Origin of the sequence: Paenibacillus sp. SAF-068 (genome assembly GCF_051967555.1) — a bacterium.
Classification (GTDB): domain Bacteria; phylum Bacillota; class Bacilli; order Paenibacillales; family Paenibacillaceae; genus Paenibacillus.
In genome coordinates this window covers 1-24,858 of sequence record NZ_JBQCJX010000006.1, presented here as the reverse complement: position 1 = coordinate 24,858, position 24,858 = coordinate 1, and the positions used below count along the sequence as shown (strand labels likewise).

Sequence of the window (24,858 nt, the reverse complement as noted above, 5' to 3'; positions counted from 1 at the left end):
CCTCCAGACCTTCTGTGGATTGTCTACTTCTTGCGATCTGCATCTACCGGATTCGTCATCTCTGGACGTCTTCTCATCATGTTGAGTGGAGCACGAATGACAAAATCTTTCCAATCACTCAAGTGATATGGAACAGCTGGTGCGACATAAGGCACTCCAAAGCTGGAGAGTCGTGCAAGATGTGTACAAACCAGCAAGAAGAACATAACGACACCAAACAGACCCAGTATTGCAGCACTAAACATGGCAGCAAACCGCAGAATCCGTAGCGTTAATCCCGCACTATAGACAGGAATGGTGAAAGAGGATATGGCTGTAACGGCTACAACGATAACAAGAAACTGACTGATGATTCCCGCCTGTACGGCAGCTTGACCAATAATCAAACCGCCAACGATACCCATCGCAGGTCCAATCGGCTTGGGTAAACGTATTCCCGCCTCTCTCAGGATCTCAATGGAGAGTTCCATGATCAGTACTTCAATAATGGAAGGAAACGGAACCCCAGTACGGGTTTCTATAATCGTTAGTACCAGCTTGGTCGGAATCAACCCTGGATGAAACGATATAAAAGAGACATAGAGCGCTGGAGCAAGAAGGGCCAGCATGGCAGACATAAACCTCAGGACCCGGAGAAATGTACCGGGAATCCAGCGTTCATAGTAATCTTCGGGAGATTGGAGCAACATGCTAAAGGTGACGGGGACCACGAGGGCAAATGGCGTTCCGTCCAATAAAATAGCCACTCGCCCCTCGAGCAAAGCACCAATGACACGGTCAGGTCTTTCCGTATTCAGAACCTGCTGAAACGGACTCAGTGTATTATCTTCAATGAGTTGTTCAACATAACCTGATTCCAGCATGGAATCCATATCCATTGTTTTCAGACGCTTTAAGACCTCAGTAACGAGATTCGGATCAACAATATCCTGAATGTAAGCAACCGCCAAATCTTTTTTAACCCGGCTACCCACTTCAAATTTCTGTATAAATAAGTTTTGATCACTTCCATAACGCCGCAAAATGCCAGTATTGTCACTCAACTCTTCGGTAAAGCCAATACGGGGACCACGAAGCAAACCTTCTGAAAGAGGTTCATCCATACCACGCGATTTCCCATGTGACGTCCCAATCAGCATGGCTCCTGGCAGTCCATCCACCAATAATGCATTTTTACCCAGCAGTACTCCAATTGCGAGTTCTTGAAGAGAATGGGTCTCCTGGATCTGACTAACAGGCAGCAATTGACTTTTCAGATATTCGGACAAAAAATTGGCTTGATGAGAGTCAAGAAAACTTTCCTGTTTCAGTTCAGGCACCCCATGTATCATTAACGGCGTAATCAGGTGTGTTTCAATGAGATCAATATCCACCAGTCCTTCCGTGTACAGGACCGCAACTTGTGTATTCGTACCCCTGATGGTAAATTCCCGAATATGCACATCTGCATTCTGACCGAAGCTCTCTCTAACACTAATTAGATCGACACTGTATTTACCGGTTAGTTTAATATTGGCATACTGCCCTGTCTCCGTACCTGGACCCAGTCCCGCAGCTGCAGGCGAGATATCCTTGGAGGATATTGAAGGTTTCTTTGAACGAGAGAAACTTCCACGCTTAATGGCGGCATTGATCCAGCGTGTAGTCATCATAATTCCTGTAGGAATGATCAAGACCAAGAATGCCTGCATCCATAAGGACCATTCTGGCACGTAGGATACAATTGTTGACCACATGTTCCCACCCCAACATTTCTCTGCATAACGAATCTGCAGGTATTCCCAAGTATTGTGTCCCCATTTGATCACAATAATTCCCGTTTTTTGCAGACCATCTAACCTGAAATGCAGCAAATACAAACTCGTAATATCCTTGTGTGTATAACAATGTACCCATGACAAAAAAACGGTTCCTCTGTGAGGAACCGCTATCAATATATAGTATTATACGATTCTGGTTACATGCTCCGCCTTGGCATCCAGCAAGTGAGCCGAGGCAGCAATTTCCATAAAGTCATTCAAAGCGATCTCAATCTGCTTCTCGCTCCGTTCGACGTATTCCTCTACCTTTTTTGTGCCACCCGTAATATTACCAATTTCCTTGGTTATTCCAGTCACGCTATCACGAATCTCGTTGATTGAACTCTCCACCATTGTGGATAGTTTCTTGACTTCCTTAGCCACGATATCGAATCCTCGTCCGAACTCCCCTGCATGTGCAGCTTCAATGGCCGCATTTAATGCAAGCAACTGTGTCTGTGATGAAATTTCGCGTATGGTGCGAACCACGCCCTGAATCAATCCCGCTTGTTCCTGCAGATGCGTCAATGTTGCACGGTTAGCAGCTGACACCTCTGAGATATAGGAGATACTGGACATTAATTCCTGACTCCGTTCAATGCCTACATCTGCCTGCTCATTCAGCTCATGTGACATCGTTTTCAACTCATTCACTACTACGGTAATATTTTTTTGACGACTGGTGATGTTGGTGGCAATCTTGGAGACACCCAGTATCTTCTGATTCATCTCATCGTACACCGGCATATACGTCGCCTCAAGCCATACGGAATTTCCATTTGCATCCTTGCGTTCGACCTTGTCCTGGAAGCTCACACCATTTAATATACTATTCCAAAAAGCATCATATTCCGGGGTATTCGCAAAATCGCCAAAGCATAATTGTTGATGCTTCATGCCATACATCTCAGCTACCGTGTATCCCATCGTCTGGGCAAAAACTTCATTCACATAGGTTACCCGTCGATTCAGATCGAATCGAATAATAGCCAGACTTTTCTCCATCGCCTTGATGACCAGTTCATCGGTGACAACATCTTTCTTTTCCATAGCTAATATAGGCACTTGATAACCCCCACAGTTCATTCCATAATAGACAGCCTTTAAGTAGCAAAACAACGATTACAGCAACATATGTATCCATCAGGTTCTAATGACTCTACTATTGATACCCGATTTGCGGCATTTTAGATCACCTGTCGTCATTTATTTTTTCGTAAGAAAATCTGCTTCACCTCATCCGCTGGTAATGGATTACCCCATCCGTAAAATGTCTCTATATCTACTTTTACGTATCGTAACACAAAGCAATATAGATACACTTCTGTATTTCTAACAATTTTTCTGTTTTTTTGTATCCGCTATAACCTTCTCCCATTCCCTCCGTGTACCATCACGGGAAACATCCCCGGGTTCAAGTCTCCAGTAGATTAACACGTTCCACCCTTTCATTCTTCTTATATTGGGTAGGTGATTCGCCCATCGTCTTCGTAAACAAAATAGTGAAATAATTGGCATTCTGGTAGCCCAATATATGTGCAATTTCACTTACTTTCATATCCGTTGTGGTAAGCAGACGCTTCGCTTCCCCCATTCTTCGATAGACGATATAACGAATCGGGGAATCATTATATTTGTCCTTGAACACATGAGATAAGTAATAAGGGTTCATATGAAAGTACGCAGCGATATCCTGAAGCTTCAGGTGCTGAAGGTAGTTCTCATCGAGAAAATCCTTGATGCGTATGGCGAGATGATCCGAATCTTGTTTTTGTAAGGTATTCGGTTGAGCCAACCGCTGAACTATGGCAAATAGCACGTCAAGCAATCCCTCACAGATCTTGTCGTAACCTCCTTTTTGATTGGAGGATTCCTCATACATAAACTCGAACAGATCTCCAATCCTGCTGGCGTATTCCTTCGTTTCGATATACGGAGATGCGTGTTCAGGAATGATGTGCTCTGTTTGCGTTCCATCCGAATAGATATTGGCTATTCCACAATAATACAGACTGAGTGGACATTTGGGAGAGGTGCATTGTTCATGAATTACACCTTGGTTGTAAATTAACAGATCACCTTTTTTGACCGTATATGGATGTTCATTAATCTTGATAACACCTTCGCCATCAGACACATACACCATTTCACTGATATCCTCATGCATGTGACTTGGAAAATTCCAATTCGGATTGCCTTGCACTTTTCCTATATATAACAACCTGGAGGATTCTTCTTTGCTTGTATCGATCATTTTGGTCTCCTCCTGCATTCGTGTCTGATTATTTTCTAGATGTATTACTATACCCCTTTTACCACAGCAAGATCTATAATTTTTCGATAAAACAAAGCAAGATCTTTCATTGTCTTCCCCTCCCAATTTTCTTATGATGAGTCATGCACCTTTACATCCAAACCATTTCAAGGAGTCGAGAATAGATTGAAAAAGTTGATTTTTTATATGATCGCCGTTGCAACAGGAGCTCTTCTAAGCTTTGAAGGGGCACTATATGGCAAACTTGGAGAACAAGTCGGGACACTGGAAGCTGACTTCTATAACTTCTTCATGGGGGCAATTATTTCACTGATTCTGCTGATTTTCTTCGGTAGAGGAAACCTCGCGGCCATCACCAAATTTCCAAAGTGGAACCTACTTGGTGGATTGCTTGGGGTCACCTACCTGCTTACATTAGTCATTGGTGTTCCCATTGTGGGTGTAGGGATCTCCATGATTGCCATTGTTATCGGGCAGATGGTGACCAGTATTCTGATCGATCATTACGGTTGGCTGGGAAGCAACCGCAAACCGGTAGGAAGCAAACGAATTGCCGCCTTGATACTTATGCTAGGGGCGCTGGCTCTTACTTTATTCTAGAGGAGGATTATGATGGGTATAGGTTTATTGATTGTTCTTGTCACCTTAGTTGGTGGAGCTGTACTTAGTGCGCAGTCCTCGATCAATGGTACGATTAGCCGAAATATCGGGCTGTTGGAGACGGTTTTCTTCACATTTGCCTCAGGTACACTGATTCTGGCTGTACTCATTAATTTTTTTGGCAGTGGACATCTGCTCGATTTGCTTCATGCGCCCAAATTACAGCTTTCTGCGGTTTTCCTTGGTTTCGGATATTTATTTCTGTCCACATTGGCCGTAAATAAACTGGGCGTAACACCTGCCAACCTTACGGCGATCGTAGGTCAGATTGTGGCCGGTTTTATCATCGATGGCATGGGGCTTTTCGGTGGTGAATTCATTGCATTTTCTTGGCAGCGAGCTGTCTCACTTGTCCTGATGTTGGCAGCATTAGCCCTGATTTTCAGTGAAAAGAATGACCGAGCTCAAGCGTTAACGCTTGGCAAATAATGATCGGTAATGCCCTATGTTTGTTCTCCAGTAACGTTACGTTTGGATTCCCCAAAACCCAAAATTTCTGGTTGCTCAAACGACCTTGTATAGATATCAAAAGAAAGAAGAGCACATGATATCCATGGCTCTTCTTTTTTGATATTTTAAATTTAGAAATCATGCACAGTTACACATAGCTGAATTGCAATGCCAAACGGGTCCCGCACAATGCCATAACCCGGGCTAAATTCATTTTGCTCGTAAGGTACCAGTACCTTCACGTCCTCATGTTGCATCAGAGAATGATACAGTTGATCGATTGCAAGTTTGTCCTTGGATTGAATACATAGTGACGTGCTGTTCCCCAGCTGCCATGCTCTCTCCGTATCCATTGCTTCTTCCGCAATCATGACTTTGTTAACCCCAATCGCAAGCACCGAATGTGTAATATACTCATCTTGACCGGCAGGGTAATCGAAGCCCGGGTTCATCTCCTTCATTTCTTTATAACTTTTCTTGAATATGACTTTAGCGCCCAGAAACTTCTCATAAAAAGCAATGGCTGCCGCCGCATCCCCGTTCATCGACAAAAATGGTATCACTTCAAAATTCATAATATTGCCTCCTTGTTCCGATTGGATTACACTTATCACTATAACAATCAAAGGTGCCAATCTGTGACAACATTAAGAGGGTTTGATATGAAAAAATCAGAACGCATGAACCAGATGCTCCGCTTTATTAATCAAAAACAACAATTCACCTTGCAAGATCTTATGCAGGAGTTCCAAATCTCCAAACGAACCGCGATCAGAGATATCGCTTCATTGGAAGAGTTGGGTGCGCCCATCTATGTCGAATACGGACGCTACGGTGGATATCGACTGCTGCAACAGATGCAGCTGCCTCCCATTTCGTTTAATACGGGTGAACTTCATGCCCTATATTTTGCGATGCAGGCTCTCCGCAGCTTCTCCAGCTTACCCTTTCAGATTTCTTTTCGTACCATTCATGAGAAATTTATGAGCGCCTTATCGGACAAACAACGACAGGATATTGAGAACATTCAACACCGGGTTTCCTTCCGGCATACAGAGCAGATTCGTAATAGCGCGCATTTGGAGTTTCTATTGATGGCTGCTGTGCAGAATATAGTGATCCAGATTACTTACACTAATCAGCGGATATCCCCTGATCAAAAGCCATCTCTTCGCACCATTCAACCCATTGCACTCTATGCAAGGAAAGGCTACTGGTATTGCCAGGCTTTTGATCTGCATAAGCAGGCATATCGTGTGTTCCGTTGCGACCGGATCACTTCAACGGAAGTGTCCGACATTGAACCCTTGCCTCATGTTATTGAACTTTATGCTCAGGATCCCCATTCCTTATGGCAACCCTCACCAGATGCTATTCCATTTCAATGTCGCATTGATGAAGTCGGGGTTGAACTTTTCCAGCAAGAACATTTTCCATCCATGCAAATCATACACGTCAACGAACCGGGCAGTGAATCGGCACAAATGCTTCTTGCAGGTACGTATGAGCCTCATGAACTTGATTTCATTGTTCGGTACCTCGCAGGATTCGGTAAATCCGTTCAAATCATGGAACCGGACATGTTAAAGGAATCATTACGGCAGTATTATATGGACTTGTTAGACCATGTATAAAGAATATATTTTCTGCGTCCATTTTACTTCACATGACTTTTAGCTCCACTCCTGGCCAACAACATTTGCGCTTTTTTTATTGCCAATACCTATTTGCACAATAATCTGAAGCACAATAATAATAGCCAAACCATAGAATGCTTGCACAAAGCTGCCTGTCAGATCGCGAAGCGAACCAATCGCAAGTGGCCCAAGTGCTCCGAGAATGTAACCACCAGATTGTGTCATAGCAGACCAGCTACTGGCTTCCTGCGCATTGCTAGTCTCATCAATCGGCAGCATCAGTGCGATCGGGAATAGTCCACCTGCACCAATACCAAGCGGAATCGCCGCGAGCCACGGATTGACAGAGAGATTCAACATCAGGATACCTATCAACTCCATCATTGCACATCCAACAAGCCAGAATACACGTCTTTGGTACCGGTGTACAAGCATCGGAATGAATAACGTTGAGGGCAGTGATATCAGTGTAAATAACGTTTGGATGTTGCCAGCTGTCTCTTGGCTATATCCTTGACTTTGAATCGCTGGTGCAAGCCAAGCGGTTAATGAATAGAAAATCGCTGCCATCAGTCCGAAGAATAAGGTCAGTATCCATGCACGTCGGTTCTTCACCGGGAGTGGTGCATGGATTACAGCCGAGGTATGTCCCGATTGCCGTTCTGCACGTGCAGACCAGGTTAATTTTAACCAGATCGGTAATGCAATGAATGCTAGTAATGCCCATGTGGCTAAAGACCCTCTCCAAGATTCACCCAGCGTATGCTGGAGCGGAACCGATAATCCCACACTGATGCTGGCCCCCATCACCATCGCTGTAGAGTAGACGCCTACCATGGCAGCCACTCGGTTGGGGAAATACTGCTTAATAAAGCTGGACAACAGCGGCCCTGCCAATGCAATCCCTACACCCGACAGAAAAGAAGTGAACATCATCAACGGAGTTGCGCCTACGAACAATCGTAAGCCTGTACCTATCGCAATAAGGATTAAAGCCAGTACAATGGCCCCTTCGTTCCCCCACCTTCTACTAAGTCTTACAGAGAACGGAGCGAATATGCCCATACATAATACCGGGAGTGTCGTTAACAGACTGGCAGTCATGCCACTCAAACCGAGGTCATTCTGTATGATGCTCATTAGGGGAGAAATGGAGGTAATCGGTGGTCTTAAGTTCAGTGAAGCCAGAATCAACGCCAATACAATATAAAAAAGTTTCATTATGGATCACCTCATGGTAGTAGTATGCTTGCCTTCACTATAGTTCCTATTCGTTAATGACTGGATCTTCAGATGGTGCAAGATTAAGTATAGGATGATCACATTGATTGAACAATACTATTATTTCTATTAAAATGATTAGTAAAAACAATGATTAGAGGTGAGTTTATGGAAATTCGTCAGATGGAAAACTTTATTACCGTTTGCGAGGAGCTTCATTTTACTCGGGCAGCTGAGAAACTTGGCATATCTCAACCGACGTTGAGTCAACAAATACGTGGGTTGGAGGATGAACTTGGTGTTCCTTTGTTTGACCGTGTCGGCAAAAAGATTGTGATGACCCAGGCAGGCACTCTGTTTCTGGAGCACTGTGTACAGATGATCCGGCATCTGCAGAATACCCAAGATGCGCTAGCAGAATTCCGCAATGATCAGCGAGGTCGGTTAGTCATTGGTGTTCTTCCATCTGATTTGGATTACCGTATCACTCCATTGCTCGTTGATTTTCATGCCCGATTCCCCAAAGTGCAATTGAAGGTTATTTCTTCGATCTATGTCGTGAATCAAGTTTTGGAAAATGAAGTCGACATCGGCATTGAGATCACATCTGCCCCTGATGATCGGCTTGTTCGCATTCCTTTGTGCAGTGAAGAATATGTACTGGTCGTTTCCGAGAATCATGATTGGGCAGAACGAGGTACGATTGCAATCCAGGAACTGCGTGATATTCAAACGGTGATGTTCCCCGAAGGATTTACCGGTAGAGAATTGGTTGACGGTTATTGCCGTAAATACGGATTCACCCTCAATACCATCATGGAGACCAGTTCGGCAACATCCATCATTAGTCTGGTCAAAGCCAACGTCGGAGCAACACTGCTGCCTTATCCTCTGATCCAAGCCATGAATGAATCATCATTACGTTGTATTCGAATTACGGATGACCCGCCATACCGACACTTTGAGATTATTCATCGCTCTGACCGTTTCCTGACGCAATCCGCCAAGGCATTTATTGAGAAGACGATCGAGTATTTCAATTAATGATGAGTTTAGAAAGAGAGGTATTGAAATGAAAATAAAAGAAGTTGGTTTGTTGACACATCAGATCGAGGCCATGAGGGAGTTTTACCGTACACTACTGGAGTTGAATGTTGTGGAGGATAGGCCTAATTTCGTTTCATTCCATGTGGGAGACTCAGTCCTTTCTTTCAAGAAGGCTCCTGAACAAGAGAAGCCTTACTATCATGTAGCATTTACGATTCCATCGAATAAACTTGCTGATGCGAAAAGGTGGACCCAAGATCGTAACATTCCGTTACTCTCCAAAGATGGACAGGATGAATTTTATTTCCCCTACTGGGATGCAACCGCCTTTTATTTCTATGATCCAAGCGGCAACTTGATGGAATTCATCGCTCACCATTCACTCGATAATGCTGTCGATAAAGCTTTCGAAGCGAGGCATCTGTTATGTATTAGTGAAATCGGCCTGCCTGTGGATGATGTTCCCGAGACGATGAGCACATTGAATGGGCATTATCGACTTGAACCCTTTGCAGGAGACGGAAAAAAATTCTCTCCCACGGGTGATGCAGAAGGCATGTTTATTGTCATTGATAAACAGATGCCCTGGTTCCCAGACGGGCGCATGCCCGGTGTATTTGCCACGGAGGTGAAGGTGGAAACTGGCAAGCCCGGTAGTCTACATTTACAAGAGGGTCTGTACTCTATTGTTTCGATTTGAAGTACAAACCTACTGACTGAAAGCTCAAGAGGAACATACGGCTCAATACTTACCGAAACCCTCCTCACACGTGATATCTGCTTTAAGAATTTCGTACAGATTTTGTTTGGAATTCTCTAATTGTTTTTGTGCTTCTTCAATTTCTGATATTTTCGCTTCGATAATGCTTGCTTGATCCTTACTTGAAAACCCATCTTTGGCGATCATCAACTGTATCTCATGAATCGTAAACCCCACAGCCAGACATTGTTTGACCACATCCAGATGCTGAATAATGCTCTGCGCATAGATCCGATAGTTATTATGATCTCTCAGCACATGTTCGTCTGTGATAATACCTATTTTTTCATAGTACCGAATCGTGGATATCGGAAGGTTTACATGGTTCGCTACTTCACTAATTTTCATATGGATCTCCCCGTTTCTTCTTCTTGCTATAAAGTATACTTCATAGTTTAGAATCCTCATAGTAAGACGGATGAGGGTATAACCCATACCCCAATCTCACTATTATTAGATATGAGGAGAGATATGCATATGAATACAATTACCGGCCAATTTAACAAAACCAATGATTTTGATACCATCGTCTTGGAGCGCCATTCCGTTAAAGCCTACGATCCTGAAGTGAAAATTAGCCGCGAGGAGATGACCGAAATATTGGCAAAAGCTTCACGTGCCCCTTCGGCCATTAACATGCAACCGTGGCGTTTTCTTGTCATCGACAGTGCTGAGGGCAAAGAGAAACTTGCACCACTGGCCTCTTTTAACCAAACCCAGGCACTAACGTCTTCCGCTGTCATTGCCGTATTTTACGATGCCAACAACGTTGATTACATGGAAGAGATCTTCAGCAAATCGGTGGAACTTGGATACATGCCCCAAGACATTATGGATATGCAGATGCAACAGGTAAAACCTTATTATGCAAACATAAGTTCATCCGAACTCCGTGATATGAACCTCATTGATTCAGGCCTGATATCCATGCAACTTATGCTCGTTGCCCGTGCTCATGGCTATGATACAAACCCTATGGCCGGCTATGATAAAGACCAGATCGCTGAGACCTTCGGCCTCGATAAAGAACGGTTTCAGCCCGTGATGTTGATCTCCATAGGGAAAGCAGTCAAAGATGGCTATCCTTCCTATCGTCTCCCGGTTGAAACGACTACCACATGGGCATAATCAATAGCTTTACAAATTACTTGAAGTGACAGCAGGATCATTTCTTTGCATAGTTGGAGCGAGTAGCTCTAGCTTGGCCATTCAGTCAATCCTTCTTATCTAAACCACTGTTAGTTAATATAGAAAACGCGTACTTGTATTTAAATGAAAAAGAGGTCCTATGACGATACTTCATGTCATTAGGACCCTTTGTATATGCCTTCAATCTTATATTTTCATGATTCAGATATCTCGTTTCAGATGAAAATTCTCATGTCATGAATTTATACGATCCGCTTTTCTACGATTCACCATCTATCCATTTTAAGAATCTATGATTCCATATGTTTCCATAAAAAGAAATCGTCTCTTTTGCAGACATCCATGGATTATCTAAAGTGGACGTTCCATTCTGGATCATATAGTTGTCGTATCCCAATCCATGAGCATATTTTATTGTAGCATCCATACAGTATTCTGTTTGGGCACCACAAAACTCGATACGACGTACAGCTAACTGATCCAAGAGACGTTTCAGATTTGTTTCGTAAAACGAATTCGCATGTGTTTTCTGCACTAAAAAATCTTGCTCTTGAACATCAATATGGGCATGTATCGCCCATGGTTCTTCTCCTGGCACTAATGCTTCATCACAGTGTTGAACAAAAATGATCGGTTTATGTAATTCTCTATACAAAGCAATTCTTCTATTTACTCTATTGAGTAAATTATTCAAATCATACAAGTGATCCCCATCATAACAAACGCCATTTTGTAGATCAACCACGATCAATACATCAGTACAAGTCTCCATCTTTTTCATCCCTCTTCGTTTACTATAAGTTCATTCAACTTAGATCTATTCATGATGAAAAATTCCTATGATCAGTATACTGGATAACAAAAAAAGATGATATGACCTGGTCATATCATCTTTTCGAATAACTATTTACTTGTTGTTAAAAGATATTAAATCCAGATTTAACCTTACTCAACCGTTACGCTTTTCGCCAGGTTACGTGGTTTATCCACATCGTGACCCAGTGCCAGGGAAGCGTAGTATGCCAGCAATTGCAGCGCAACTACAGACAGAGCCGGGCTCAAGAGTGGCAGCGTCTTAGGAATGGCAAACGCTTGGTCTACGGATTTCAGCAATGGTGCTACGTGCTCTTCGTACGTAATCGCCAGTACATCCGCGCCACGTGCTTTCACTTCTTTGATATTGCTCACTGTTTTCTCAAGTACGTTCTCCTGCGTTGCCAGGGCAATAACAGGGATACCGTCTTCGATCAATGCAAGCGTACCATGTTTCAACTCACCTGCAGCATAAGCTTCGGAGTGAATGTAAGAGATCTCTTTCAGTTTCAACGATCCTTCTTGAGCTACTGCATAGTCAAGACCACGGCCGATGAAGAAGAGATGTTCATGTTTGGAGATTTGCTCTGCATATCCTTTGATTGCATCGGCTTGCTCCAACATGGATTCTACTTGCTCAGGCAATGCTTGCATCGCTGCAAGTGTGTGTGCAATCTCTTCAGCAGATTGTGTACCACGAACTTGAGCAAGATACAGACCAAGCAAGTTGAAAGCGATCAACTGTGAAGTATACGCTTTGGTAGAAGCTACAGCAATCTCAGGACCTGCCAATGTTGCGATAACATCATCTGCATCACGTGCAATGGAGCTGCCGACTACGTTTGTGATTGCAAGTACATGTGCGCCATTGGATTGTGCTTCACGCAATGCAGCAAGCGTATCGGCAGTTTCACCGGATTGGCTCACTACGATTACGAGTGTATCTTTGTGCACGATTGGGGAACGGTAACGGTATTCGGAAGCCACATCTGTTTCAACCGGAATACGAACCAATTGCTCAATCACTGTACGTCCAACCAGACCTGCATGGTACGCTGTACCACATGCAATGATTTGAACGTTACGGATATTTTTAATTTGTTCTTCAGTCATTTTCAACTCAGGAAGTTGAACTTTTTTGCTTTCATTATCGATGCGACCCAGCATTGTATCACGATATGCTTTTGGTTGCTCATGAATTTCTTTCAGCATGAAGTGCTCGAATCCGCCTTTTTCTGCGGTAACAGCATCCCAATCGACACGAATCATTTCCCGAGAAATAAAGTTGCCTTCAATCGTCATCAATTCGACAGCATCATGTGTCAATACAGCCATCTCACCATCATTCAGAATGTACACGTTACGTGTATGTTCCAGAATGGCCGGGATGTCGGAACCAATGAAGTTCTCGCCTTCACCAATACCAATAATCAATGGGCTTGCTTGACGCACAGCTACAAGTTTCTCAGGCTCATGCTCTGTCAATACACCCAATGCGAATGCACCACGCAACAACGTGATCACTTTTTGCACTGTTTTAACGATATCACCATTGTATTCACGTGCGATCAGGTGAGAGATAACTTCAGTATCTGTTTCGGAAGTGAATGTGTGACCTTGAGCCATCAATTCGTCTTTCAGATCCAGGTAGTTCTCAATAATACCGTTATGCACAACAGAGAATTTCTGACTTCCATCCGTGTGTGGATGAGAGTTCTCATCCGATGGTTTACCATGAGTTGCCCAACGTGTGTGTCCAATTCCGGCATTACCTACCAATGGTGCACCATCCAGTTTGGCTTCAAGGTTCGCAAGACGACCCAGAGCTTTCGTGATTTGCAGACCTTCCGGTGTGAATACAGCGATACCTGCAGAATCATAACCACGATACTCGAGTTTCTTCAATCCTTCGACCAATACCGATTGAGTGTTCTTATTACCAATATATCCAACAATACCGCACATAGTTTATTTCCTCCGTTTGTATATGAATACTGTGTCACGAAGAGAAACAGGCAGAGGCGGCATATCGGAAAAATGAGTGATTGCCTAACGTTTCATGAATACTTGTTACTTATTCAATTATCAATGATCAGAGCGACCTCGTGTCGCCCCGCAGTCATCATAAGCTGTTATGAATGCAATCATGAATGTACATCATTTTCCCGTCCGCGTACTGTTTACGCTCTTCACGCACATTCATTTGAATTTTAGTTTAACTCTTGCACCTGCACCGGCGCGTTGTGTGGACAGTCACCCATCCATTTTCCGCAATCCGGTTTACGGCTCTGGTGCTTCACCGGGAGGTCCCCGCCGAACAATCCGAACACCTCCACCTCGTCAGCTTGATTGCCGTTGATGTTAATCGTCTTTTCTTCTTCGTCCTACGAAGGGAAAATCTAATTCACATCATCCCGCGCAACTCCAAGCTCTGGCGCTTGTGTAACTGTAACCTTACAATCCTCACTTTCTGTGTCTGAATGACGACTCCACTCATTATATGCACGTCAGGTCCATTTTGCAATGGAGCAAAGTACCTGTGACAATTTCAGCATATTTACCCACAATCCCGACCGGATATACGGACCTATGGTCTCACCAGGCCGGGACGCAGGAATATTCATCCTTAGAGGAAATTCAAAAAGTCCGCTTTTGATTACGAATCATGCCTAACGGCATCATCAGCATCGAATATGGAATTCAGCCGAAATAAGCGGGAGGCTTACGAAGGTTGTTTCCTTTGGAAACATTGTGGTTGCTCACGTAATTTGCCTACGCTCCGCTACTCCATTTCTAGCTTCATTCCATCTTCTCGGTACTGAAAACCAGACTTTTTGAACACGTACCAATCCTATACCAGTTCTTTTTGAACTACATCCGCGATTTGAGACACAAATTGTTCAAGTTCGTCTTTATCTGGTCCTTCCGCCATAACACGGATCAGGGATTCCGTACCGGAAGCACGAACGAGTACACGTCCATTATCGCCAAGTTGTTTTTCTACTACAGCAATAGCTTGCTCGATCGCAGCATTGCCCTCATATTTGCTCTTATCTTCAACACGCACATTCACCAATACTTGTGGGTACTGGGTCATCAGCGCTTTAAGTTCACTCAGTTTTTTACCTGAAGCCTTGAGCGTATCCACGAGTTGAATCGCAGTCAGCATACCGTCTCCAGTTGTATTGTAATCCAGGAAAATCACATGGCCAGACTGTTCTCCGCCCAGATTGTAACCGCCGCGGCGCATTTCTTCCATCACATAACGGTCACCTACTGCAGTTTTAGCTGTTTTTAGTGCGAGTTTTTCTGTTGCTTTGTAGAATCCGATGTTACTCATAACCGTTGATACAACGGTACTGTCCTTCAACTTGCCTGCGCGATTCATCGCATCACCACAGATACACAGAATGAAGTCTCCGTCCACTTCAGCGCCTGTCTCATCAATAGCAATCAGACGATCTGCATCCCCGTCAAAAGCAAGACCCAGATCCGCTTTATGTTTGAGCACTTCTTGTTTCAAGTTCTCTGGATGAGTTGAACCACATTGTTCATTAATATTCAGGCCATTCGGCTCAGCGCCAATAGCAATGACCTCTGCACCGAGTTCACTGAACAATTTCGGTGCCAGCTCATAAGCTGCTCCATTTGCACAGTCCAAAACAATCTTAAGACCAGAGAATGACTCATTGACAGTCGTTTTCAGGAAGTCGAGGTAACGATAACGGGATTCTTCATCCGTCGTTACGGTACCCAGACCGCCACCAACTGGCCGTGGCAATTGATCTGTCTCCGCATCCATCAGCTCTTCAATTCGGTTCTCTGTTTCATCCGACAGCTTGAAGCCATCTCCGCCAAAGAACTTGATTCCGTTATCCTCAACCGGATTGTGAGAAGCCGAGATCATCACGCCCGCATCAGCTTTCAACAAACGTGCAATATAGGCCACTCCCGGAGTGGATACAACGCCCAGACGAATCACATCAGCCCCAATGGACAACAGACCTGCAACCAGTGCGGATTCCAACATCAATCCCGAGATACGAGTATCCATGCCGATAACCACTTTTGGTCTTTCCACACCACCTGCAAGCACGTAACCACCACAACGTCCAATGCTGTAAGCCAGCTCTGCCGTTAACTCTTTATTGGCAACCCCTCTTACACCGTCTGTACCAAAATATTTCCCCATGATTTAACTCCTTCTATTCGCATCATATACGAGCACTATTATTATTTTTAAGAATTTTTAGAATTAGAACGTTTACGGATTTGAGCCACTTTTACTGCCAGTACCGCTGTTATTGTTATTTAAACTACCTCGATTGCTTGTGCTCCCCTGTTGCCCCTGATCCTGAGTATCCGTATTCGATTCTGTTTCTTCTTCATCAGGAACAGGCTCCGTTTCCCCATTTTCGACCTCGGCTGGTGAAGGGTCAGGTGCTACCGTTCCCTCGTCAGTCGGATCTTCGCTAGGAGTAGCCGTTGTGTCCTCAGCCTTTTCGCTGATTTTGACCGTTGCACTCAGAGCAGTAGATGATTCATCCAGTTTGGCAAAACGGGGCAGGTCGGCTTCAAGCTTGATCTCATGCGTTCCAACCGCAAGTCCAGCAAGATCGCCTGTCAACGTGAGATCCTCACTACTCAGACCCTCAAGCATGCTAGGTGAGCCTGTAAGTGTAAGGTTCAGACCGCCGCTTCGAGGCGTAACCAGTGTCCCTTCCAGTCCATTCCCCGCACCTGTAAGCGTAATGGGGACGTTCGGAAAAACTTTGGTTGTCTCCTCAACCTCGTCAAATGGTGATATGGTGACCTTAATCTGAATCGAACTAGGCTCGATTTTCTCAAAACCGGAAGGCGGCGTCAAGTCCACGTTAACTGTTGATGTACCCGATTGATCAAACTGTGTAAGATCAAGGGTTACTTGGTCGTAGGACTGTATACCCGCAAGCGCATCCTCTGATCCATAAACCGAGACTTCTTTCACGTTAGGCTCTACTGTGGAGAGAACCAGTCCTTCTGGAAGCTGTCCCGAATATTTGATTCTTAAGGGTATAGATGTATAGGGCTGATTGACCGGAACACGGACTTCAACCGTTTGAGGCGTTATAATCGCATTTTCAAGGACCTTACCTTCAGCATCGTATGCTTGAAGCTTCACTTTTTTCTGTATAACATCTTCCTTGGCATCTTTCACGCTCACACTGCCCTGAACCTTCGCTACAGCCTCAAGTTGTCCCTCGGGCAGAGTTACCTTAACCGGCGTCGAAGGCTCAATTACGGGCGTTCCAGCGCTGTATCCGGCTGTTGGTTCCCCTTCGGGTACAATATTCACATTGAAGGATTTGGTGCCCAATTTTTCTACATTTACGGTAACCATGGAAGGCTCCATACTGACCACTTCTACCCCGGAAGGCAAATCAGGTACCAGCGGCAGTGTATTGGACCCATCTTTCACCTGACTCAGATCAACCAGTACCTTGTAATCATCATTGGTGAAAATCGATGTTAGCATCGAGCGTTGCCCTTTGATCTCCAGCCGGACCTCATCCGTACTTAATGAAGTCAGCACATAGCTGTTGCTGTCTAATCCATAAGGTTGAACAGGTACCGTACGTTCCACAACCTTGTTGGTTGTGCCTGTTGTGATCGTAGGCGTGGTTGGTACTTCATCCAGATGAATCATGAACCAGAGCAGCAGACTCACTGCAAGTGCAAGTATTTTGGCAAAATTATTATTGTTAAACCACTTATCCATTGTTACGTCCTCCCTTCCGTTTCCAGAAGGTCGTCCAGCCATTCTTTTTCAGATTGGATGTAGGGCGCAACTCCTCATACAGTTTCGCAATCAGCGATTCTTCCTTGATATCACGAACGACCTGTCCATTCATTGCCAGTGACACTTGTCCTGTCTCCTCGGAGACAACCAAGCAGATCGCATCTGCAACTTCGGTAATCCCGATGGCTGCACGATGACGTGTTCCCAATTCCTTACTAATAAACGGATTCTCTGATAATGGCAAATAACAGGCTGCCGCTGAAATCTGTTTTCCTTGTATAATGACCGCTCCATCATGGAGCGGTGTATTTGGAATAAAGATGTTGATCATCAGCTCCGAGCTGACCAGAGAGTGCATCTTAATGCCCGATTCCGTATAATCGTTCAGACCCGTCTCACGTTCAAATACGACCAATGCGCCAATTTTACGCCGTGACAAATAATTAACTGACTTAATAATCTCACCAATTAACACCGTTAATTCTTCATCACTTGCTGCTGCTGAACGACCAAACAGCTTACCGCGTCCCAATTGCTCCAGACCACGACGCAATTCCGGTTGGAAGATAATGAACACCGCAACGACACCAAACGTAAACATCTGGTTCATTAACCATTTGAGCGTATACAGGTTTAGCCACGTACTTAATGCCCAGATCAGCACAAGGAACAGAATTCCTTTCAGGAGCTGAACCGCACGTGTACCCCGCACAAGTAAAATCAGTTTGTACATAATATAGGTAACGATCAATATATCGATAACGTCCTTAATGGACTCTGTCCACGTTAAGTCAGCAAAATAATTCATAAGCCAGCCCCCGCTATCCCCATTGATGAGTAAACCCTGATCTCATATTAACCCATTAGGATTTTATATAATCCTTTGTCTCAGCATTTTGCTTCATTCGATTTTGAGAAAAAATACGTGTCTATATGTAGTAGTATGTTCTCTTTAGTATCTAGGTTATAACGTTAACGTTCCGGTTGCAAGTTACGGCAGTCTCAAACTGCACATAAACATTACATTTACCATGAATTACAAAGTTTCGTATAAAAAAAGAGTACCCCATGCAATCTGGAGGTACCCTGCTTGGTATATACCATTGAAGATTTTACCCTGTTCTAGCGATAAGCCACTTCATTTACCATATTGGTTATTTTGTACCAGAACCAGTCCAGCGCCTGATCAATGCTTTTCACTTGACCTGAAATATGCGCCGTTGAAGCCTGAAACAGTTGTCCGTCGATAATCGTCAGATTGCCGTTCACATCCCCATATACTTGTGCGGTTCCATTTTCTATCGTAAGATCGCCAGCAATTGACTTACCTTCAGGAACAATTACCGTGTTACCCTGAATCACGATCTGGTCCAGATTATTTCCCTTAACAACCATTTCGTTATTCTGGTTCCAGAAATTCAAGGCACTAAAGAGCATCACGACCAAAAAGAAGGCTGCCGCCGTCAGCGCGGGATGTCCTTTGACCCATTTGAGCCATACTTGCTGTCTCTTGGGCTGGGGCAGAGCATTCATAATTCGATTGGTCAGCTCATCAGAGGCAGACGGTGAATAGTGTTTCATGGCAAAGAGTAGCATTTCCGTCTGTTCCAACTCTTTAAAGCGCATGCGACAATCCGGACAGATCACAAGGTGACTTTTCAATTCAACCTTCTGGGCCGGGGACAACGACTCATCCAAACATTCATGCATTAAAGAGACGGCCGAGTTGCAATCCATATGAGAGCCAATCCTTTCTTAAATCACTTAGTCCATGAGCCATTATAAAGCACGCATAAGACTTGCATACATTACATACGCATCCGTTTCGGATATGTTTCAAATAATTTCGCCCATATTTAAAGGCGTTTAACATTTATAACTTATACTCCAATTTTTTACGTAAAAAATCACGGCCCCGATGAACGCGTGTCTTGATCGTTGTTACGGGCATACCTGTCACGTCACTGATTTCCTGTAGCGACAAGTCCTGTAAATATCTCAGAATCATAACGGACTTATACTTGGCCGGCAAACTGTCAATGGCCTCCCGAATAAGCGTCTGCGTCTCTGACAGGAGCGCTTCACTCTCCGGTGTACGATCGTCACTCGGGAGCATCGCATAACCATCAGATCCTTCCTGATCATTCAGTTCAGCATCCAAAGAGTATGAAGGTTTCTTTCTGCGCAGTCGGTCAATACACAGATTGGTCGCGATCCGGTATATCCAGGTTGAAAATTTCTGGTTCGGATCATACTTCTCCATATTGCGAAACACACGCAAAAATGTCTCCTGCACAACGTCTTCAGCTTCATGACGATTGTTCAGCATCCGGTATGCCAAATGAAATAGCTTGTCCTTATATAGTTCAACGATTTCTGCGAAGGCTCTCTGGTCGCCCTTGAGCACCAGTTTCACAAGCCTGTTCTCCAAATTGTCCACCCTTATTCCCCCAGACATGCTGATGGGTCTTCCGTCTTCTGATACCCGTCCACACTTGTAATTCACCAATCAAATCGTAATTCAACTTTGGTCAAAAATCAAGACTGTATGACAAATATCCGCCAAAAACAGTAAAAACGGGAACTCCCACAGGAGTCCCGTTTCATCTCTCGCCCCGTAGAGCAGAGAATGTTGCTTTTATTCAACAAAGTAATGGGTAACTGGTTACATATAATTATTCAAATGCAGCAGTTCAATGATCAGCCTGTATTACGCAGTCCTGCAGCAATACCATTGATTGTCAGCAACACTTCTCTAAGCAGCTCCGTATCATCCTCACCACGTTCACGCATATCTCTGAGTTCGCTCAGAAGTTGAACCTGCATGTAGGACAATGGATCCACATAAGGGTTTCGAAGGCGAATGGATTCTTGAATAACCGGTACATCATCCAGAATTCCAGCTTCTCCAGTAATTTTAAGAATCAGCTCTTTGGTAAGCATGAATTCGGCTTCGATCTGACCGTATATGCGATCCCGTGCTTCCTTGTTGGAAGTCATTGCTGAGTACTCTTTGGCAATCACCAGATCTGCCTTGGCTACAGCCATCTGAACCGTATCAATCAGTGTGCGGAAGAATGGGAAGTTTGCATACATTTCTTTCAGGACAACCAGATTTTCCTTTTTATCCTGATAGAAACTTTGCAGCCCTGTTCCTGCCGCATACCATGCCGGAAGCAGATAACGACTTTGCGTCCATGCAAATACCCAAGGAATCGCTCTGAGATCTTCGAACTTGTCGCTACCTTTCCGCTTGGATGGACGTGAACCAATATTCAGTTCACCCACCTCTGGAAGCGGTGTGGATTCCTTGAAGAAGGTAAAGAAGTCCGGATCACGGAAAATCAGATCCTGATACTTCGTCAGGGATACTTCCGAGATCTCTTTGATGATGCTATCCCAATGACGCTCGGATTCTGATTCTTGCGGCTCAAGACCATTCAGTGCTGCTGTAATCAAAGCAGAAGTTGCCTGCTCCAGACTACGGTATGCAATCCCCTGAAGAGAGTAACGAGAAGAAATGACCTCACCCTGCTCTGTAATCTTGATCCCTCCGCCAATGGTATGCGGTGGCTGAGCAAGAATACTGCGGTTGAGTGGCATGCCGCCACGTCCAAGTGCTCCGCCACGTCCATGGAAGAACTTCAGCTTAACGCCATGTTCATTGCCCACAGCCGTGATCGCATTCATTGCTACGCGCAGTTCCCAGTTGGCTGTAACCACTCCGCCATCCTTGTTACTGTCTGAATAACCAAGCATGATTTCATGCAGTTCATTCCGTCCTTTCACGCTTGCGCGGTATACAGGAAGGTTGAACAGCTTCTGCATAATGTCCGAAGCCGCATGAAGATCGTCAATCGTTTCAAACAGCGGTACCGCTTGAAGTGTAGCTACAACCTCACCATTGTTTCCTTTGGTGAATAACCCTACTTCCTTGGCAAATACCATAACTTCCAGCAAGTCACTTGCGCCCTGCGTCATACTGATCAGGTAACTCGTGATACAGCCGGTCCCAAATTCGTTTTGGGCACGCTTGATGGTACGGAAGACATCCAGACACTCTTTGGTTCCCTCCGTGTATTGGTGATAAGGAGAAGTAAGCGGACGTGGGTCATCCAGCAAACGAGCAAGCAGATCGATTTTACCGTCTTCAGTTAGACGTGCATAGTCTTCTACAATGTTCATTTTCGCCAAAATCTCCGACATCGCATTTTCATGTTCCTGACTGTGCTGACGTACATCCAATGCCGCAGTGTGGAAACCAAACAACTCGACTTGGCGAATCATTTTGCGAATGGTCGTATCCGCTACGTAATCGGCAAAATGATGGCGCAGACTTCGATCAATAATCATCAGATCATCAATCAAATCCTGAGCGCTATGATAACGGTCAGCCTGACCTAATTTGTTCTCATCCAGTACATTGTTCAGCTTGGCAATCATATAAGCCAATTTGATGCGGTATGGCTCTTTTTCATTCCGCCAGATATCCACTTTCTTCAATGTAACAGAATTACGGTCCTGCTCAATCGACTGCACCAGCTCATCCGATACATGGATGATGTTCGTGCTGAAGCTGAGGTGTCCCATAAGTTCAATCATAATCCGTTGGTATTCACGCAAAGCGAGCTTGCGCTGCATCAACAACGTCTGCCATGTTACATCTGAAGTTACCGAAGGATTTCCATCCCGGTCTCCACCGATCCAGGAACCGAACCGCAAATACGTCGGCACATGCCAGTCATGGTCAGGATAAAATTTGTTCAGGCAGCGTTCCAGCTCCTGATATACATCCGGAAGTACGTGGAACAACGTTTCATGAAAGTAGTACATCCCGTTCCGTACTTCATCGAGTACAGTCGGTTTGCGGTCGCGAAGTTCATCTGTCTGCCAGAGCGTAATAACCTCATTCAGCAGTTTCTCACGCAACTGTTCACGTTCACGCAACGTCAGCGTAGGATTATCAAGAAGCATGACATCTTCAGATATCCGTTTATGGATGTCCAGAATAACTCTGCGCATGGCTTCGGTTGGGTGAGCTGTCATAACGAGTTCCAACGACAAATCGTCCAGAATCTCTTCCACCTCTGTATGAGACAATCCACGTTCCTTCAGATCCTGTACTGCTTTCTCAATCGATCCTGGCTGCACAGCGTCCCCTGCAGAACGTTCATAATCCCGTTTACGCCGGATCCGATGGTTTTGTTCAGCAATATTAACTAATTGAAAATAAATAGCGAAAGCCCGAATAACCTGGTGACGATTGTCCGAGTCTAATTCCTGGATCATCGTTTTGAACTCTGCATAGAGCTCTGGCAGAAATTCTGCACGTAACGATTTGCTCGTTTCCCGAATCTTCTCAACGATATCTAGAAGCTCCGTGCCGCCTTGATGGACAAGAACTTCTCCGAGTATATTGCCCAGGAACCGCACGTCTCGCCGAAGCAGGTTGTTGGATTGGCTTTTGCTGGCGGTTACCATAGTTTCAGTCATGCTTATCCTCCCATCTGATCGTTCCATTCGTACACGTAAATTTGACACCTTCATAACATCATACAATAAAATGGTACGAAAATCTTTATTTTTCTACTAGAAAAAATGGGGATTATCCCCGATTTACAGCACAAAAACATGCTTTTTTATTCATTTTCTTGTTCTGCTTCAATTAATGATCATATGTTGTCGCATGATACCTTTTTCACGTACTTTACATAAACCAAATGCCTCATACCTATGCTTAAAAATTCATAAATATACAGTTATTTTAGATCTAGTCCAATATACCTGAAACTAAGGTTAAACCGCATAATTTCATTGATTGAGAACAGATGATATACAAAGAAACATGACCGGCAAAGCAAGCTTTTGTATACTTTACCACAGTGACGCAATAAATTAAAGATGTAATTATAAATTTCTTCCCACTACAAGTCTGCTTATTAGGGAAGTTTCTTATGTATAGCGCTGAACTACTGTAATAATAGGGATATCTTAACAGACCATTACTACATAATATTCTTATCTTGTTGGGCAGATTAATCTATAGATCTAACCAAAAAGGAGGATTCCACATGATAAAAAAAGGTACTACAATCATTGCTTCCGTGCTTCTGGTAGCCGCAATAGCTGGCCCTGCTGCTGCTGATGGACATATGAGCAAAGGAATGGATACCAATGGTTCACGTGTTCAATCGTATCAGGACACCAATTACATGAACCGTACTAACACCAACATGAACATGGATGGGAACTACCGCAACAACGGTGACTACCGTACCAACAGTGTACGTGCCAACGCCACGACAACCAATCGTGACAACAACATGGATTGGGGCTGGCTTGGTTTGCTGGGGCTGCTTGGTTTAGCTGGCATGCGTAGAAGAGTAACCGATCACAACGATCGTTAAATTACGGTCACTTCACCTTAGCTTCTACGATTATAAAACATCTAAATCAACAGAAGTAAACAGAAGAGCCAAGAGTCCCTATCTGCATAAAAAGGGGAGCTTGGCTCTTTTTCTAAATAAATTTCACTCTACATAAAATAATTGTGTAAAAATAAAAAAGCCTCTGCATCAGCAAAGGCTTTCTCATTACATAAGCGGGTGATGGGAATCGAACCCACGCTATTAGCTTGGAAGGCTAAAGTTCTACCATTGAACTACACCCGCATAACAATCGGGATGACACGATTTGAACATGCGACCCCCTGGTCCCAAACCAGGTGCTCTACCAAGCTGAGCTACATCCCGATACTTATGAAAATAATGGCGCGCCCTGAGAGATTCGAACTCCCGGCCTTTTGATTCGTAGTCAAACGCTCTATCCAGCTGAGCTAAGGGCGCAAAATATGGAGCGGAAGACGGGAATCGAACCCGCGACCCTCGCCTTGGCAAGGCGATGCTCTACCGCTGAGCCACTTCCGCAAATAAAGGATGCGCGTGGAGGGACTTGAACCCCCACGTCAAAGACGCTAGATCCTAAGTCTAGTGCGTCTGCCAATTCCGCCACACGCGCATATAATGGTGAGTCATGAAGGGCTCGAACCTTCGACACCCTGATTAAAAGTCAGGTGCTCTACCAACTGAGCTAATGACTCATAATGAAATGGCTGGGGATATAGGATTTGAACCTATGCATGACGGAGTCAAAGTCCGTTGCCTTACCGCTTGGCTAATCCCCATTAAAAGAATATGGTGGAGGCTGAGGGGATCGAACCCCCGACCCTCTGCTTGTAAGGCAGATGCTCTCCCAGCTGAGCTAAGCCT

At 44.4% G+C, this 24,858-nt stretch carries 21 protein-coding genes and 7 tRNA genes; 7 read left to right on the top strand and 21 right to left on the bottom strand.

Features of this window, described 5'->3' with window-relative positions; genetic code table 11:
• Positions 1-23 precede the first annotated feature (23 nt).
• The 3 genes from ACTHPG_RS24150 to ACTHPG_RS24140 all read right to left on the bottom strand — a co-directional run bounded on the left by ACTHPG_RS24150 (position 24) and on the right by ACTHPG_RS24140 (position 4,053).
• Positions 24-1,736 (bottom strand): spore germination protein, encoded by a 1,713-nt coding sequence (locus ACTHPG_RS24150; RefSeq protein ID WP_440391890.1) that lies wholly within the window; start codon positions 1,734-1,736, stop codon positions 24-26.
• Between the two features lie 207 nt (positions 1,737-1,943).
• Positions 1,944-2,864 carry a methyl-accepting chemotaxis protein gene (locus ACTHPG_RS24145; protein WP_440391889.1) on the bottom strand — a complete coding sequence of 307 codons (921 nt, stop codon included), beginning with the start codon at positions 2,862-2,864 and terminating at the stop codon, positions 1,944-1,946.
• Positions 2,865-3,213: 349 nt separating this feature from the next.
• Complete coding sequence (locus tag ACTHPG_RS24140) at positions 3,214-4,053, bottom strand: helix-turn-helix domain-containing protein (protein ID WP_440391888.1); 840 nt, start codon at positions 4,051-4,053, stop codon at positions 3,214-3,216.
• Between the two features lie 186 nt (positions 4,054-4,239).
• Between ACTHPG_RS24140 and ACTHPG_RS24135 the strand changes: the two genes are divergently transcribed.
• The gene (locus tag ACTHPG_RS24135) at positions 4,240-4,674 is read left to right on the top strand and encodes a DMT family transporter (protein WP_440391887.1); all 435 of its coding nucleotides are present in this window, start codon (positions 4,240-4,242) and stop codon (positions 4,672-4,674) included.
• Between the two features lie 9 nt (positions 4,675-4,683).
• Positions 4,684-5,163 (top strand): DMT family transporter, encoded by a 480-nt coding sequence (locus tag ACTHPG_RS24130; protein ID WP_440391886.1) that lies wholly within the window; start codon positions 4,684-4,686, stop codon positions 5,161-5,163.
• A 152-nt stretch (positions 5,164-5,315) separates the two neighbouring features.
• On the opposite strand, the gene ACTHPG_RS24125 is transcribed toward ACTHPG_RS24130, so the two are convergent.
• Positions 5,316-5,759, bottom strand: a complete 444-nt coding sequence (locus tag ACTHPG_RS24125) for a VOC family protein (RefSeq protein ID WP_440391885.1) — start codon at positions 5,757-5,759, stop codon at positions 5,316-5,318.
• 87 nt (positions 5,760-5,846) lie between these two features.
• Here ACTHPG_RS24125 and ACTHPG_RS24120 point away from each other — a divergent pair, with 87 nt between their 5' ends.
• Positions 5,847-6,818, top strand: coding sequence for a helix-turn-helix transcriptional regulator (locus tag ACTHPG_RS24120; RefSeq protein WP_440391884.1), 972 nt, complete (start codon positions 5,847-5,849; stop codon positions 6,816-6,818).
• Between the two features lie 39 nt (positions 6,819-6,857).
• Here ACTHPG_RS24120 and ACTHPG_RS24115 read toward each other — a convergent pair whose 3' ends face one another.
• Positions 6,858-8,042 (bottom strand): MFS transporter, encoded by a 1,185-nt coding sequence (locus ACTHPG_RS24115; RefSeq protein WP_440391883.1) that lies wholly within the window; start codon positions 8,040-8,042, stop codon positions 6,858-6,860.
• A 168-nt stretch (positions 8,043-8,210) separates the two neighbouring features.
• On the opposite strand from ACTHPG_RS24115, the gene ACTHPG_RS24110 reads away from it, so the two are divergent.
• On the top strand, positions 8,211-9,086 hold the full coding sequence (locus ACTHPG_RS24110) for a LysR family transcriptional regulator (protein ID WP_440391882.1): 876 nt from the start codon (positions 8,211-8,213) through the stop codon (positions 9,084-9,086).
• Between the two features lie 28 nt (positions 9,087-9,114).
• The gene (locus ACTHPG_RS24105; protein WP_440391881.1) at positions 9,115-9,789 is read left to right on the top strand and encodes a VOC family protein; all 675 of its coding nucleotides are present in this window, start codon (positions 9,115-9,117) and stop codon (positions 9,787-9,789) included.
• A gap of 42 nt (positions 9,790-9,831) precedes the next feature.
• Here the strand turns inward: ACTHPG_RS24105 and ACTHPG_RS24100 are convergent, their stop codons facing one another.
• Positions 9,832-10,197, bottom strand: coding sequence for a MerR family transcriptional regulator (locus ACTHPG_RS24100; RefSeq protein WP_440391880.1), 366 nt, complete (start codon positions 10,195-10,197; stop codon positions 9,832-9,834).
• Positions 10,198-10,326: 129 nt separating this feature from the next.
• On the opposite strand from ACTHPG_RS24100, the gene ACTHPG_RS24095 reads away from it, so the two are divergent.
• Positions 10,327-10,977, top strand: coding sequence for a nitroreductase family protein (locus ACTHPG_RS24095; protein ID WP_440391879.1), 651 nt, complete (start codon positions 10,327-10,329; stop codon positions 10,975-10,977).
• A 280-nt stretch (positions 10,978-11,257) separates the two neighbouring features.
• On the opposite strand, the gene ACTHPG_RS24090 is transcribed toward ACTHPG_RS24095, so the two are convergent.
• The 8 genes from ACTHPG_RS24090 to ppc all read right to left on the bottom strand — a co-directional run bounded on the left by ACTHPG_RS24090 (position 11,258) and on the right by ppc (position 23,083).
• Positions 11,258-11,770 carry a cysteine hydrolase family protein gene (locus tag ACTHPG_RS24090; protein WP_440392084.1) on the bottom strand — a complete coding sequence of 171 codons (513 nt, stop codon included), beginning with the start codon at positions 11,768-11,770 and terminating at the stop codon, positions 11,258-11,260.
• A gap of 173 nt (positions 11,771-11,943) precedes the next feature.
• Positions 11,944-13,776 carry a glutamine--fructose-6-phosphate transaminase (isomerizing) gene (gene glmS / locus ACTHPG_RS24085; RefSeq protein ID WP_440391878.1) on the bottom strand — a complete coding sequence of 611 codons (1,833 nt, stop codon included), beginning with the start codon at positions 13,774-13,776 and terminating at the stop codon, positions 11,944-11,946.
• A gap of 886 nt (positions 13,777-14,662) precedes the next feature.
• A complete protein-coding gene (gene glmM / locus ACTHPG_RS24080) occupies positions 14,663-16,003 on the bottom strand; it encodes a phosphoglucosamine mutase (RefSeq protein WP_440391877.1) in 1,341 nt (446 codons plus the stop codon).
• Between the two features lie 72 nt (positions 16,004-16,075).
• Complete coding sequence (locus ACTHPG_RS24075) at positions 16,076-17,569, bottom strand: CdaR family protein (protein WP_440391876.1); 1,494 nt, start codon at positions 17,567-17,569, stop codon at positions 16,076-16,078.
• Complete coding sequence (gene cdaA / locus ACTHPG_RS24070) at positions 17,562-18,398, bottom strand: diadenylate cyclase CdaA (RefSeq protein WP_017692119.1); 837 nt, start codon at positions 18,396-18,398, stop codon at positions 17,562-17,564. Before cdaA ends, ACTHPG_RS24075 begins: the two co-directional genes overlap by 8 nt.
• A gap of 314 nt (positions 18,399-18,712) precedes the next feature.
• Positions 18,713-19,327, bottom strand: a complete 615-nt coding sequence (locus ACTHPG_RS24065) for a zf-HC2 domain-containing protein (protein ID WP_440391875.1) — start codon at positions 19,325-19,327, stop codon at positions 18,713-18,715.
• 136 nt (positions 19,328-19,463) lie between these two features.
• Complete coding sequence (sigW, locus tag ACTHPG_RS24060) at positions 19,464-20,030, bottom strand: RNA polymerase sigma factor SigW (RefSeq protein ID WP_017692117.1); 567 nt, start codon at positions 20,028-20,030, stop codon at positions 19,464-19,466.
• A gap of 260 nt (positions 20,031-20,290) precedes the next feature.
• Positions 20,291-23,083: a phosphoenolpyruvate carboxylase gene (gene ppc / locus ACTHPG_RS24055; RefSeq protein ID WP_440391874.1), complete on the bottom strand. Its 2,793-nt coding sequence runs from the start codon at positions 23,081-23,083 to the stop codon at positions 20,291-20,293.
• A gap of 578 nt (positions 23,084-23,661) precedes the next feature.
• On the opposite strand from ppc, the gene ACTHPG_RS24050 reads away from it, so the two are divergent.
• Positions 23,662-23,997, top strand: coding sequence for a WGxxGxxG family protein (locus ACTHPG_RS24050; protein ID WP_440391873.1), 336 nt, complete (start codon positions 23,662-23,664; stop codon positions 23,995-23,997).
• Positions 23,998-24,190: 193 nt separating this feature from the next.
• On the opposite strand, the gene ACTHPG_RS24045 is transcribed toward ACTHPG_RS24050, so the two are convergent.
• The 7 genes from ACTHPG_RS24045 to ACTHPG_RS24015 all read right to left on the bottom strand — a co-directional run bounded on the left by ACTHPG_RS24045 (position 24,191) and on the right by ACTHPG_RS24015 (position 24,773).
• Positions 24,191-24,261: transfer RNA gene (locus ACTHPG_RS24045), tRNA-Gly, on the bottom strand.
• Positions 24,262-24,268: 7 nt separating this feature from the next.
• Positions 24,269-24,342: transfer RNA gene (locus tag ACTHPG_RS24040), tRNA-Pro, on the bottom strand.
• Positions 24,343-24,358: 16 nt separating this feature from the next.
• Positions 24,359-24,435 (bottom strand) — tRNA-Arg (locus ACTHPG_RS24035).
• Positions 24,436-24,441: 6 nt separating this feature from the next.
• Positions 24,442-24,516, bottom strand: a tRNA-Gly gene (locus tag ACTHPG_RS24030).
• Positions 24,517-24,526: 10 nt separating this feature from the next.
• Positions 24,527-24,607: transfer RNA gene (locus ACTHPG_RS24025), tRNA-Leu, on the bottom strand.
• A 6-nt stretch (positions 24,608-24,613) separates the two neighbouring features.
• Positions 24,614-24,689, bottom strand: a tRNA-Lys gene (locus ACTHPG_RS24020).
• 9 nt (positions 24,690-24,698) lie between these two features.
• Positions 24,699-24,773, bottom strand: a tRNA-Gln gene (locus ACTHPG_RS24015).
• Positions 24,774-24,858 lie beyond the last annotated feature (85 nt).